The following is a 12,680-nucleotide window of genomic DNA, read 5'->3' on the forward strand; positions in this document are numbered from 1 at the left end:
ACCTGAAGGACCACCACAATGACCGCGAAGAAGATCGTTCTGGCGACCCTTGGAGCAGCGCTGATCGCCGGCGCAGCCGTTCCTGCCTTTGCAGCTCCAGGGCGTGATGGTCCCGACCGCCATGGTGGTCCCGGCCGTGCGATGATGCAGGACGTGATGTTCGTGCGCCTCCTGAAGAATGCCGATGCCGACAAGGACGGCAAGATCTCCAAGGACGAGATGACGGCATTTCAGGACAAGCTCTTCACCGCGATCGACGCCAACAAGGACGGCTCACTGACCCGCGGCGAGATGCTCGACTATCGTCAGGCGAAGATGGAAGAGTTCCGCAAGACCCATCAGCCCGACGTCGCCAATACCACGGACCAGAAGGACGACCAATCCGACGATAAAATGGCCGACCGGCGTGATGACCACCGTCGGGACCGCGATCATTCCGCATGGAACCATGATGGTCAGGGCCGCCACGGCGGGCGCCGCGAAGACGCTCGCTGGGAAGGCCCGCACGGCCGTCAGATGATGGGCCGGGGCATGTTCCGCATGGTCGATGAAGACAAGGACGGCAAGATCACCAAGACGGAAGCCACCGCCGCATCCGACAAGCTGTTCGCCCGCATGGATAGCAACAAGGATGGAACCATTTCCATCGACGACCTGCCGGACCGCCCCCTCTAGTTCTCCGCCCCCTTGGAACTAGCTCCGACAGTCGTCCAAAGGACCCGCCCCTTCCCCAAGGGGCGGGTTCTTTTATTTTTTGGACCAGGGACAGTCAGGAATCAGGAGGGTCTGTGCTCGACCGCAGTCACCCGGTCGGCGACCTCCTCCACCTTGTCCTCGATCCGGACAAGAGAGTGCTCGATCGTCGACTGCATGTGGGATAAAGCCCCGCCAAGTTCGATTTTGATGGAAAGCTCAAGATCATCCCGAACTTCCGCCTGACGTCGTTCCAGGCGCTTCGAAAATTCATAAGTCTGGATCGTCAGGGTCCTGATTTCAGCAACTTCCTTGCGAAGCGCACGAATCTCATCGTTCGTCCGCTGTCCAAGCTTCGCCAGAAAATTCAGATCTACGACTTCTTCGCTCATTGGTACGATCCTCTACCAACAATCTAATCGCGAACTTCCGGACTTTCAATCAGGCCCTCAATGCTCGTAAAAATCCGAGATGATCTTCCAAGCCTGTTCCGAGGTTTCGACAAAACTGATGAGGCTCAGGTCATCCGGCGCGATGGTCCCGAACTCCGCCAGCGCGCCAAAATTGATGATGCCGCGCCAGAAGGATTCGCTGAACAGAATGAGCGGTATGCGCTCCATGCGCTTTGTCTGGATAAGCGTGAGCGCCTCGAACATTTCGTCCAGCGTGCCGAACCCGCCGGGGAAGACAACGACTGCCTTCGCCCGCATCATGAAATGCATCTTGCGGATGGCGAAATAGTGGAAGTTGAAGCTGAGCTCCGGCGTTACGAAGCGGTTGGGAGCCTGCTCGTGGGGCAGCATGATGTTGAGCCCGATGCTCGGGGCACCGGCTTCCGCCGCACCGCGATTGCCAGCCTCCATGACGCCCGGCCCGCCGCCGGTCACCACCACATATTCCTGATGATTGTAGCCGGCCGAGTGTTTGCCGCAGAGGGCCGCGAACTTGCGCGCCTCGTCGTAATAGACCGAAGCCGCTTCGAGGTTCTGGCGTTGGGTGTCGTTGCGGGCGGCCCAGGCGCCCTGGCCGGGAGCCGGGATGCGCGCGCCGCCGAACAGCACGACGGTCGATCTGATGCCCCGCTCGGTCAGCGCCATTTCCGTCTTCATCAGCTCGAGCTGGAGGCGGACGGGTCGAAGCTCTTCGCGGCTGAGGAATTCGTCATCCGCATAGGCTAGCCGATAGGAATGCGATTCCGTCTGGGGCGTCCTGGGCTGGTCGGCGGCGGCGGTCTTATCCGCCTTGTTGTCCTTCAACGGATCCCAGACCCCGTCCTTGCGCCGCGGCCCGTCCTTCTTCGCCTTTGCCATTCGCATGATCCTTCCAGCGTCAAATGCATTGACGCCAATTCACATTGACGCTTGAGTGGCGGTCGCTTAGATCAAATGACACCAAATGGCCACCTCTCCCACCATCACGATACAGAGTGACGTTTAAGGATTTCCCATGAGCAGCCCCGACTTCTCTTCCCTTGAAAAGACTATCGAGACGGCCTTCGACAACCGCGACACCGTAACGGTTTCGACCAAGGGAGAGATCCGCGACGCGGTCGAAGAGGCGCTCAACCTTTTGGACAGCGGTAAGGCGCGGGTTGCAAGCCGTGGCGAAGACGGCGTGTGGACGGTGCATCAGTGGCTGAAGAAGGCTGTTCTGCTGTCCTTCCGCCTCAACGACATGGAAGTGGTCAAGAACGGCCCCGGCGCCTCCACCTGGTGGGATAAGGTGCCTTCCAAGTTCGAGAACTGGGGGGAGAGCGAGTTCCGCGCCGCCGGCTTCCGTGCCGTGCCGAATGCGGTCGCGCGTCGCTCGGCCTATATCGCCAAAAACGTCGTCCTGATGCCCTCCTTCGTCAACCTCGGCGCCTATGTCGATGAAGGCACCATGGTCGACACCTGGGCGACCGTCGGTTCCTGCGCCCAGATCGGCAAGCACGTGCATCTTTCCGGAGGCGTCGGTATCGGCGGCGTGCTGGAGCCGATGCAGGCCGGCCCGACCATCATCGAGGACAATTGCTTCATCGGCGCCCGCTCGGAAGTGGTCGAAGGCTGCATCGTCCGCCAGGGCTCAGTGCTCGGCATGGGCGTGTTCATCGGCAAGTCGACCAAGATCGTCGACCGCGCCACCGGCGAGATCAGCTATGGCGAAGTACCGCCCTACTCGGTGGTCGTTGCCGGCACGCTGCCGGGCAAGCCGTTCCCGAACGGCGAGCCGGGCCCCGGCCTCTATTGCGCCGTGATCGTCAAGCGCGTCGATGAAAAGACCCGCTCCAAGACCGGTATCAACGAACTGCTGCGCGACTGATCCCATCCCATGTCCAGTGCCGATCCCATCGCCAATCTCCGGACGCTCATCCGCTGCCCTTCGGTGACACCCGCCGAGGGCGGCGCGCTGGCAGCGCTGGAGGCCATGCTGCTTCCGCTCGGTTTCAAGGTCGAGCGCATGGTGGCGACGGAGCCCGGCATGCCGGACATCGAGAACCTCTACGCCCGGCTCGGCACCAATGCGCCGCACCTGATGTTCGCCGGCCATACGGACGTGGTGCCGCCGGGGGATGAAACGTCATGGAGCCGGCCGCCGTTTGCCGGCGAGATTGTCGGCGACGAGTTGTTCGGCCGCGGCGCGGTGGACATGAAGGGCGGTATCGCCTGTTTCGTCGCCGCCGTCGCCCGCCAGATAGAGAAACATGGCGCGCCAAAAGGCTCGATCTCTTTTCTGATCACCGGCGATGAGGAAGGCCCCGCGGTCAACGGAACCGAGAAGCTGCTGAAGTGGGCCGCTGAACAGGGCGAGGCCTGGGATGCCTGCCTGGTCGGTGAGCCAACCAATCCCGATATGCTCGGCGACATGATCAAGATCGGCCGCCGCGGTTCGGTCTCTGGCAAGGTCACCGTCTTCGGTATCCAGGGCCACGCGGCCTATCCGCATCTGGCCGACAATCCGGTGCGCGGCCTGCTGCCGCTTGCATCTGCCCTGATGGACCCGCCTTTCGACGGCGGCACGGCGGAATTCCCGGCCTCCAACCTGGAAGTGACATCCATCGATGTCGGCAATCCGGCGACCAATGTCATTCCGGGAAAAGCCACATTCGCTTTCAACATACGCTTCAACGACACCTGGACGGCCGACACCGTCAAGGCGGAGATCGTCCGACGGCTGGATGCGGCGGCGATCGGCAGCCCGCTTCGCCCGGATCGGGAACCGGCGCGCTACGAGATCACCTGGGCGGAACGCCCAAGCCACGTGTTCCTGACCCGCAACAACGCTCTGATCGCGTCGCTTTCCGGCGCCGTCGAGAGCGTAACCGGCAAGGTGCCCAAGCTCTCTACGACGGGCGGAACGTCTGATGCCCGGTTCATCAAGGATTATTGCCCCGTTGTAGAATTCGGCCTGGTCGGCCAGACCATGCACATGATCGACGAGCGCGTGGCCCTTGCCGATCTGGAGACGCTTACCCAAATCTATGGGACCTTCATCTCCCGCTGGTTCGATAATGCCCTCCTATCATGAAGTCAGGCTCTACCTCGGCGGCCTCTGGCTGCTGATCCGCGGCGATGCGCGCGGTTTGCGGCCGTTCGATATTTCGGACGAGGGCGTGTTACGTTCGTTCTGGGCAGTCGCCTGGTGCGCGCCGGCGCTAATTGTCGGCTGGATCTTCCGGCGGATGGAATACCTTCGCCATTTCCCTCAACGTGAGGACTATTCCTTCATCTTTTTCCTGAAGATGCTGGTTCTCGAAGCGGCCCAATGGATCGTGCCAGCCGTGGCGCTCATCGTGCTCGGCTTCATTCTGCGCTTCATGCCGCTCGTGCGGATTCTGATCGTGCTGCGCAACTGGTTTGCCGTCCCGTTCGCCTATGCGGCCTATGCTGTCTTGGCGCCTGTCGCCTTCCTTTCCGATCAGCCTGGCGCCCTTGCAAGCCTTGCCGGTTATGGCGCGCTTGTGCTCGCGGCAATCCTTCTGTTTGCAACGCTCTTTCTCATGTGGTGCATCCTGAGAACCGTCATGGGTGGCCCGGTGATGATACGAGTTGCGACCCTCGGGCTCGTGGTTGTGGCGGAAGTTATTGTTGCGCGCGAACTGGAGACGATCATGGGGGTTGCGTTAACCTGATGCGTGATTTCGCCGTTTTGCGGGGAGGCAACCTTGCCCTCCTATCCTGAAGTCAGACTTTATCTAAGCGGTCTCTGGCTGCTGATCCGCGGCGATGCGCAGGGCTTCCGCCTGCTCGACATTTCCGATCGCGGCATGATGCGCTCGTTCTGGGCGTTCGTCTGGTGCCTGCCGGGAGCGTTCATTTCCTGGCTTTGGTGGCGCGACTATCTGCTCGAAGGCATGCCGCCCGGCGCCCGGATCGGCGGGATTTTCTTCCTCCGCATGGCAATGCTGGAAATCTTCAACTGGCTGGTGCCGCTGATCCTTGCCGGCGTACTCTGCTCGCTTCTCGGCATTGCCCGAAAGTTTCCGGCGGTCGTCGTCAGCGTCAACTGGCTCTCGGTTCCGTTTGCCTATCTCTACGGCCTGCTGAGCCTGCGCTTCCTGTTGCCATCCAGCCTCGATACCGTCCTGGCGCTTGTCCATTTCGCACTGCTGATCGTCATGATCGTCGCTGTATCGCGGGTGATGCGGATGATCTGCGGGCCGCAGCCGCTGATGATCACCACGCTGGTGCTGGTGCTGATCGTGCCGAGCATGCTGCTGACCGAAGCCCTGCAGCGTTTCCTCGGCATTTATCCGCTCTGATGAACCAGCGCTTCAGGGCTCTACGGGGTCGCCTGGATAGTCGACGCGCATGAAATAAAGTCCCTCCGGCGGCGCCACCGGCCCGCAGGCCTTGCGGTCCCGGGCGTCCAGTGCTGCGCGGACATCCGCCGGCGTCATGCGGCCTTCACCGGCCAGTTTCAACGTGCCTGCGAGCGAGCGTATCTGATTGTGCAGGAAACTCTGTGCCGTCGCGCGGATTTCGATCAGATCGCCGGTGCGCGTGACGTCAAGCATGTCCAACGTGCGGACGGGGCTCTTCGCTTGGCAATGAACCGAACGGAAGGTCGTGAAATCGTGCTTTCCGACCAGCGTCTGAGCGGCGGCATGCATGACCTCATGATCCAGATCCTTAGTGACCCACCAGGCGCGCTTCGCATCCAGCGCCAGCGGGCCGGCGCGTGAAATGATACGGTAGAGATAATATCGCCGGATAGCCGAAAAGCGGGCGTCGAACGCATCATCGACGACCTGCACGCCGATGATAGCGACCTTCTCCCTGGCCATGCCCAGATAGGCGTTCAGCGCGTCGCGCAGCCGGTGTGGCTGCCACGACCGCGTGAGATCGACATGCACCACCTGCCCGCGCGCATGAACGCCGGAATCGGTGCGACCGGCTCCCTTGACCACCACGCTCTCCTTGGTCAAGGACAGGATGGCGGTTTCAAGCGCCGACTGTACTGAGTGGCCGTTCTTCTGTTTCTGCCAGCCGACATAAGGCGTGCCGTCATATTCGACGGTCATGCGGAAACGTGGCATCAGGAGAGCCTCGTGCCAGGCCCAAGCGGTGTCCCCCGCAGGAACTCTGCCGCCGCCAAGGGCTTGCCCCCAGCCTTCTGCAATTTGAGGAGCCGTACTGCACCCGCGCCGCAGGCAATGGTCAGTGCGTCGTCCAGAACCGTTCCGGGCTCGCCCTGCCCCTCGCCGATTTCCGAAAGAAGAACCTTCACACGCTCCAGCCTGCCGTTGATCTCCGCCTCGAACCATGCACCCGGGAAAGGCGACAGACCGCGGATGTGGTTATGCACATCCGCTGCGGGTTTCGAAAAATCGATACGCGTCTCGCCCTTGTCGATCTTGGCGGCATAAAGCACGCCTTCCGGCGATTGCGGCGTCAGCGGCAGGTCGTTGGCTTCGAGTTTTTCCATCGCCTCGACCATGGCACGGGCACCGGCCAGCATCAGCTTGTCGTGCAACTCGCCCGCCGTCATGTTCTCGCCGATTTCCACTTCCCTCGTCAGCGCAACGGGGCCGGTATCGAGGCCCTTTTCCATCTGCATGACCATCATGCCGGTCTTCTTGTCACCCGCCATGATCGCCCGCTGGATCGGCGCGGCACCGCGCCAGCGTGGCAGGAGCGAAGCGTGGCCGTTGTAGCAACCGAGCTGTGTGCCTGTCAGGATCGCTTCCGGCAGCAGCAGGCCGTAGGCGACGACCACACCCACATCGGCGTTCAGTGCGCGGAATTTCTCGCGCTCTTCGGGCTCCTTGAAATTCACGGGCGTGAAGACGGGAATGCCGAGCAGTTCGGCGGCCTGGTGCACCGGCGACTTCACGAGATCAAGCCCGCGGCGGCCGCCCGGACGCGGCGGTTGCGTATAGACGGCGACGATCTCATGGCCTGCATGTTTGAGGTTCTGCAGCGTCGGCACGGAAAATTCCGGCGTTCCCATGAAGATGATGCGAAGAGACATGGACGTTCCGCGTCTCAAGAGACCGCGCCTTCTTAACTCGGATCGCCCGAGCGACGGTTCAGACCGCCTTGGACTTGGCAGCCTTGGTGAATTTCTTGATCACCATCTCGCGCTTCAGGCGGGAAATATGGTCGATGAAAAGCACGCCATTCAGGTGATCGATCTCATGCTGCAGGCAGGTGGCGAGCAGGCCATCGGCCTCTACCACATATTCCTTGCCGTCGCGGCCGAGATGCTTGACGCTGACGGTCGCCGGGCGTTCCACCTCGGCATAATATTCCGGAATGGAAAGGCAGCCCTCTTCATATACGGAGATCTCGTCGGAGGATGTGACGATCTCGGGATTGATGAAGACCTGCGGCTGCTTTTCCTCGCCCTCACGCGCAATGTCGACGACCAGCAGGCGGCGCGGCACGCCGATCTGGATCGCCGCAAGGCCGATGCCCGGCGCGTCGTACATGGTCTCCAGCATGTCGTCGGCGAGCCTCAGAAGCTCGGCGTCAACACGCTCTATCGGCTTGGAAACCTGACGCAGGATCGGGTCAGGCAGAATAATCAGAGGCTTGATCGTCATGGCTTCCCATAACCCATCTTTTTTTCCGAAGGAATAGAAATTACGGACCGAGGAAACGGAATGTTCACGTTTTGATCTTTTCAAGTGGCAAAATTCTGTTAGTTTCCCGCCATGGATAATCTTGTCGCCAACCTTTCCCGTTTCTTCGACGATCCGCGTGCTGCCGTCGTGGCGGTGATGTGTGGAGCGGCATTGCTGCTGTTATGGCTGTTTCTGGCGCGCCGGGCATCCCTTCAGCGGCAGGAAGATGCGGCGTTGCGGGCGATGGAAGGCGAGGCCAGGCTTTCCGAACTTCTGAGAGCGCAAAGCGAGATGCAGGGTCGGTTGTCGGCGATGGCGGAGACCCTTTCGACGCGGCAATCGGAACTGAACCAGTCGGTCAGCCAGCGGCTCGACGGCATGACGCACCGGATCGGCGCTAGCATCACCGAACAGACCAAGTCGACGCACGAGAACCTGCAGCGGCTGCAGGAACGGCTGGCGGTGATTGACGCCGCCCAGAACAATATCCAGACACTGGCAAAGGACGTCGTCGGCCTGCAGGCGATCCTGTCGAACAAGCAGACACGCGGTGCCTTCGGCCAAGGCCGAATGGAAGCGATCGTTGCCGACGGATTGCCGATGGGGGCCTACGGCTTCCAGATCACCCTTTCGAACGGCACCAGGCCCGACTGCACGATCAGGATGCCGAACGGCGCGCCGCCCTTGGTGATCGATGCCAAATTTCCGCTCGAAGCCTGGAACGCTTTTCGCGAGGCCGCGGCACCCGAAGCGAGAAGGGCCGCCGCCCAGGCCTTCAAGCGGGACCTCGAAGTTCACATCCGCGATGTCTCGGAAAAGTACCTGATCCCGGGCGAGACGCAGGAAATGGCTTTCCTCTTCGTGCCGTCGGAATCGATCTTCGCGGAGATCCATGAGCATTTCGAGAGCGCCGTGCAGAAGGCGCAGCGTTCCCGCATCGTCATTGTCTCGCCTTCGCTGCTGATGCTGTCCATCCAGGTCATCCAGGCCGTGCTGAAGGACCAGCGCATGCGCGAGCAGGCACATCTCATCCAGGGCGAAGTGGCGCTGCTGATCGAGGATCTTTCCCGCCTCGACGATCGCACCCGCAAGCTTCAGGCGCATTTCTTCGCGGCGCAGAAGGATGTCGAACAGATCCTCACCTCCACCGACAAGCTCAACCGCCGCGGCGCCAGGATCGAGGCTCTCGAACTGAAGGCTCCGGCGGAGGCCGGGGCAGCCCGCGACCTGCCACAGGCGAAGGTGGTCGAAAGCCGCACCGGGCTGCTCAAGCTGCGGGTGGTTGACGAGGAGTGATCCTCTCGGGCAGTGTCGCGCGACTTTAAATCAAGCACGCAGGCCCGCCATGATTACCGTCCTCGGCTCCATCAACATGGATCTCATCGCCACGACTGAGCGCCTGCCCCAGCCGGGCGAGACGGTTGCCGGATCGAGCTTTGCGACGGCCGCCGGTGGCAAGGGCGCCAACCAGGCGCTCGCCGCACGCCGCGCCGGAAGCGCCGTGCATATGGTCGGAGCCGTTGGCGAAGATGGTTTTGCTACACCGGCACTGGCACTTCTCGATGACGCCAAGGTCGATCTCTCCGCGGTCGCGCGCGTAGCCGATCCAACGGGCACGGCCCTGATCCTGGTGGGGGGCACGGGCGAAAACATGATCGCGGTGGTGGCCGGCGCCAACGGTACGGTAAGCACGGCGCAGGCCGAGGCGGCGGTCGAAGCCATGAAGACCGGCGATATCCTGATGCTGCAGCTCGAAATCCCGGCCGAGACGGTAGAAACGGCGCTCAACGCGGCGCGTGGCAAAGGCATTCAGACGGTGATCAACACGGCGCCGCTGACCGGCGATGCGGCCCGGCTTGCCCGGCTCGCGGATATCGTCGTCGCCAATGAGACGGAATTCGAACTGCTGGCCGGAAGCCCTATCCCGGACGCTGCGGCGCGCCAGGAGATGTTGAAAAAACTGCATTCCGAAACCGGTCAGACATACGTCGTGACGCTCGGCGGCGACGGCGTGGTCGCGATCCGCGACGGAGAGATTGTCACGGCCGAGGGATTGAAGATCGAACCGGTCGACACGGTCGGCGCCGGCGACACGTTTTGCGGTTATCTGGCCGCCAGCCTCGAACAGGGGCTGGATTTTGCGAAAGCGCTCCGCCGCGCCGCGGTGGCCGGTTCGCTCGCCTGCCTCAGCCGCGGCGCCCAGCCTTCGATCCCGCCCGCCGAAGCGGTCGACGCCAGGGTCTGAGCTGCTCCGGTCGAGCGTCGGGCGGCATTTCGCTGCGGTTCTAGATAGAATTAAAAAGCCGTCGAGCAACCGCCGGCTTATTCCGCCTCAGAGCCGGGCGACCCGCTCCCTCAGCAATTCAAAAAAGCCTTCAGCATCGACATGGCGCATCACCTTGGCATTCGGCTTGCGGCCGGAGACGTGCCACCAGTCAACCACCGTCATGCCGACCGTCAGGTCCGACTGCGTCTCGATCTCGACATTGCAGTCGCGCCCGGAAAAGAGTTCGGGCCTGATGAGGTAGGCGATGACCGTGGGATCATGCAGCGGCCCGCCATCGGAGCCGTATTTTTCGATGTCGAAGCGCTCGAAGAAGGCGAGCCACGCGACCAGGACCTCCGCCGGATGGGTGCCGAGCGCGGCGATCTTTTCGACACGGGCTTTGGTCGTCAGCAATTGGTGGGTGACGTCGAGCGGCATCATGACGATCGGCATGCCCGAGGCGAACACGGTCTTTGCCGCTTCGGGATCGACATAGATGTTGAATTCGGCAGCCGGCGTGATGTTGCCGCCCTCGAAAAAGCCGCCGCCCATCATCACCAGTTCCTTCACGCGCCCCGCGATGTCCGGCGCTTTCTCCAGAGCGAGCGCGATATTGGTGAGCGGCCCGAGCGTGCAGAGCGTTACCGTTCCGGCAGGCTCGGTGCGCAACGTGTCGACGATGAAATCGACAGCATGGATATCCTTCACCGGCATGGTCGGTTCGGGCAGCTCGATACCGTCGAGGCCGGTCCTGCCGTGCACGTGCTCGGCGGTGACCTGCGGGCGCATGGTTGGCTTCAGCGCGCCCTCGTAAACCGGTGCATCCGACTTGGTGCAGAGTTCGCAGACGATCCGGAGGTTGCGGCTGGTGTAGGAAAGCGGCACGTTTCCGGCGACCGCGCAGAGACCAAGCACCTCGATCTCGTCGGGACTCGCAAAAGCAAGCATGATCGCCGCGGCATCGTCCTGACCCGGGTCGGTATCGATGATAATCTTCCTGCGCTGCATGAATGCTCCTTTTTTCCGGGTAGTGGTCCACAACCTGACATTCTGTCAAGTGCCGCATGACCGGCATGGGCAGCCGTGTCCATCAGCCCCGGCGCTCATCCTTGCGGTCGCCGCCGTAACCTCCCATATAACGAACGAGTTGGCGGGCCGCCCGGCGGGCGCCAACATGGTCGCTTGTTGCAAGGACTGTCCGATGAGCCGAATGACGCCGTTTGCGAGCCCCCTGCTTCTGGGCTTCGACGCCATGGAAAAGACACTCGAACGCCTTGCGAAGGCGAACGACGGTTATCCGCCCTATAATATAGAACGCCTCCGCGCCGATGCTTCCGGTGCACCAGAGCGACTGCGAATCACCTTGGCCGTCGCCGGCTTTTCCGAAGCCGAGCTCGAGGTGACGACGGAAGAAAACCACCTCGTCATCCGCGGACGCCAGACGGAGCAGGGTGAGCGCGACTATCTCTACCGCGGCATTGCTGCCCGCCAGTTCCAGCGCATGTTCGTGCTGGCCGATGGAATGCAGGTTTCCGGCGCCTCGCTCAAGAACGGCTTGCTGTCGGTCGACCTTATCCGCCCCGAGCCCGCACGCATGGTGCGAAAAATTAACATTTCCGTCTCAGAGTAGGTCAATGGCGCTAATGCCATTGCCCCTCAATGCTGGAGGCTGGAATGCTCCTGAAAGAAGCGAATACGCGTTTGACGCAGTCCGAACTTGCTCATCTGGGCGCTGGAGAGGTCGGATACATTCGCAAGATGCGGTCGGAAGAAGTGTCCCGCTGCTTCCCTGAAGCCCCGGATATCGATCCCAGTCTCGATCTTTGGGCCCTGTTCGGCGCAGATGGCACGCCGATTCTTTTGACCGACAATCGCTCCAGCACCTTCTTCAAGGCTGCTGAAGACGACCTGAAGACCGTCAGCCTGCACTGACCTTTCAGGCTTTCCTGAACGTCAGATAGGCCGAGGAACGACCTTCTCGGCGGGCCTTGTTCTCGTATCGCGTACCCGGCCAGCCGGCGAAGGGCGTCAGCCAGTCGGAAGATTGCTCCGCCTGCCATTGATAACCGCCATGGTCGCGGCAATGGGTCAGCGTCCAGTTGACATAGGTGTCGATGTCGGATGCGAACAGGAACATACCGCCCGGCTTCAGCACGCGGTGGAAGCGGTCGAGATTGACCGCAGACACAAACCGCCTTTTCCAATGTTTTCGCTTCGGCCACGGGTCCGGATAGAGCAGGTCGATGCGATCGAGCGATGCATCCGGCAGCCAGTCCAGAACCTGCGTGGCGTCGTCGTCATAGACCCGGATATTCTTGAGCCCCAGTTCGTCGACGCGCGACAGAAGCTTCGCCATGGAATTGACGAAAGGCTCGACGCCGATGAAGCCGGTTTTCAGATTCTCCCGCGCACGGTGGACCAGATGCTCGCCGCCGCCGAAGCCGATCTCCAGCCGCAGTTCCTCGACCGGTATCGGAAATATCTCCGAAAGCACCGCCGGCGCCGGCGCCTGAAGATCGAGCTTCAGCGCGGGCAGCAATGTCGCCATCCCCTCCGCCTGGCGTTCGCGGAGCTGCTTGCCCTTGCGGCGCCCGAAGAAGGCTTCGGTGCTGCGGCTCGGGTGCTGCGGTTCGGTCATAGGCTGGTCTCTCATTATAAAAGCGGGCGTCTCCG

The 12,680-nt window shown here is 61.8% G+C and carries 16 protein-coding genes; 9 read left to right on the plus strand and 7 right to left on the minus strand.

The window, feature by feature from the left end; all coding sequences use genetic code 11:
- Positions 1–18 precede the first annotated feature (18 nt).
- Positions 19–675, plus strand: a complete 657-nt coding sequence (locus C5L10_RS26690; RefSeq protein WP_105432133.1) for a calcium-binding protein — start codon at positions 19–21, stop codon at positions 673–675.
- A 101-nt stretch (positions 676–776) separates the two neighbouring features.
- On the opposite strand, the gene C5L10_RS26695 is transcribed toward C5L10_RS26690, so the two are convergent.
- Both C5L10_RS26695 and C5L10_RS26700 read right to left on the minus strand, forming a co-directional pair.
- Complete coding sequence (locus C5L10_RS26695; RefSeq protein WP_105432134.1) at positions 777–1,085, minus strand: hypothetical protein; 309 nt, start codon at positions 1,083–1,085, stop codon at positions 777–779.
- Positions 1,086–1,142: 57 nt separating this feature from the next.
- On the minus strand, positions 1,143–2,003 hold the full coding sequence (locus C5L10_RS26700) for an LOG family protein (protein ID WP_046664856.1): 861 nt from the start codon (positions 2,001–2,003) through the stop codon (positions 1,143–1,145).
- A 136-nt stretch (positions 2,004–2,139) separates the two neighbouring features.
- On the opposite strand from C5L10_RS26700, the gene dapD reads away from it, so the two are divergent.
- The 4 genes from dapD to C5L10_RS26720 are packed head-to-tail and all read left to right on the plus strand — an operon-like array spanning position 2,140 to position 5,434.
- Positions 2,140–2,994 (plus strand): 2,3,4,5-tetrahydropyridine-2,6-dicarboxylate N-succinyltransferase, encoded by an 855-nt coding sequence (gene dapD, locus C5L10_RS26705; protein WP_046630492.1) that lies wholly within the window; start codon positions 2,140–2,142, stop codon positions 2,992–2,994.
- 9 nt (positions 2,995–3,003) lie between these two features.
- Complete coding sequence (gene dapE / locus C5L10_RS26710; protein ID WP_105432135.1) at positions 3,004–4,200, plus strand: succinyl-diaminopimelate desuccinylase; 1,197 nt, start codon at positions 3,004–3,006, stop codon at positions 4,198–4,200.
- On the plus strand, positions 4,184–4,804 hold the full coding sequence (locus tag C5L10_RS26715) for a hypothetical protein (protein WP_105432136.1): 621 nt from the start codon (positions 4,184–4,186) through the stop codon (positions 4,802–4,804). Before dapE ends, C5L10_RS26715 begins: the two co-directional genes overlap by 17 nt.
- Before the next feature lie 33 nt (positions 4,805–4,837).
- Positions 4,838–5,434, plus strand: coding sequence for a hypothetical protein (locus C5L10_RS26720; protein WP_105432137.1), 597 nt, complete (start codon positions 4,838–4,840; stop codon positions 5,432–5,434).
- Positions 5,435–5,446: 12 nt separating this feature from the next.
- Here the strand turns inward: C5L10_RS26720 and truA are convergent, their stop codons facing one another.
- The 3 genes from truA to def are packed head-to-tail and all read right to left on the minus strand — an operon-like array spanning position 5,447 to position 7,720.
- Positions 5,447–6,211 (minus strand): tRNA pseudouridine(38-40) synthase TruA, encoded by a 765-nt coding sequence (gene truA / locus C5L10_RS26725; RefSeq protein WP_105432138.1) that lies wholly within the window; start codon positions 6,209–6,211, stop codon positions 5,447–5,449.
- Entirely contained in the window at positions 6,211–7,146 is a 936-nt protein-coding gene (gene fmt, locus C5L10_RS26730; protein ID WP_105432139.1) for a methionyl-tRNA formyltransferase, read from the minus strand. The genes truA and fmt overlap by 1 nt, the downstream gene beginning before the upstream one ends.
- Positions 7,147–7,204: 58 nt before the next feature.
- A complete protein-coding gene (def, locus tag C5L10_RS26735) occupies positions 7,205–7,720 on the minus strand; it encodes a peptide deformylase (protein ID WP_105432140.1) in 516 nt (171 codons plus the stop codon).
- A gap of 177 nt (positions 7,721–7,897) precedes the next feature.
- On the opposite strand from def, the gene C5L10_RS26740 reads away from it, so the two are divergent.
- Both C5L10_RS26740 and C5L10_RS26745 read left to right on the plus strand, forming a co-directional pair.
- Positions 7,898–9,037, plus strand: a complete 1,140-nt coding sequence (locus tag C5L10_RS26740) for a DNA recombination protein RmuC (RefSeq protein WP_245448207.1) — start codon at positions 7,898–7,900, stop codon at positions 9,035–9,037.
- 49 nt (positions 9,038–9,086) lie between these two features.
- On the plus strand, positions 9,087–9,986 hold the full coding sequence (locus tag C5L10_RS26745; protein WP_105432142.1) for a ribokinase: 900 nt from the start codon (positions 9,087–9,089) through the stop codon (positions 9,984–9,986).
- A gap of 87 nt (positions 9,987–10,073) precedes the next feature.
- On the opposite strand, the gene C5L10_RS26750 is transcribed toward C5L10_RS26745, so the two are convergent.
- A complete protein-coding gene (locus C5L10_RS26750) occupies positions 10,074–11,015 on the minus strand; it encodes a nucleoside hydrolase (RefSeq protein WP_105432143.1) in 942 nt (313 codons plus the stop codon).
- Between the two features lie 193 nt (positions 11,016–11,208).
- On the opposite strand from C5L10_RS26750, the gene C5L10_RS26755 reads away from it, so the two are divergent.
- Both C5L10_RS26755 and C5L10_RS26760 read left to right on the plus strand, forming a co-directional pair.
- Positions 11,209–11,637, plus strand: a complete 429-nt coding sequence (locus C5L10_RS26755; RefSeq protein ID WP_046630471.1) for an Hsp20 family protein — start codon at positions 11,209–11,211, stop codon at positions 11,635–11,637.
- A gap of 44 nt (positions 11,638–11,681) precedes the next feature.
- The gene (locus C5L10_RS26760; protein WP_046630469.1) at positions 11,682–11,939 is read left to right on the plus strand and encodes a DUF1150 family protein; all 258 of its coding nucleotides are present in this window, start codon (positions 11,682–11,684) and stop codon (positions 11,937–11,939) included.
- A gap of 4 nt (positions 11,940–11,943) precedes the next feature.
- Here the strand turns inward: C5L10_RS26760 and trmB are convergent, their stop codons facing one another.
- Entirely contained in the window at positions 11,944–12,645 is a 702-nt protein-coding gene (gene trmB / locus C5L10_RS26765; protein WP_105432144.1) for a tRNA (guanosine(46)-N7)-methyltransferase TrmB, read from the minus strand.
- Positions 12,646–12,680 lie beyond the last annotated feature (35 nt).

Origin of the sequence: Neorhizobium sp. T6_25 (genome assembly GCF_002968555.1) — a bacterium.
GTDB lineage: Bacteria > Pseudomonadota > Alphaproteobacteria > Rhizobiales > Rhizobiaceae > Neorhizobium.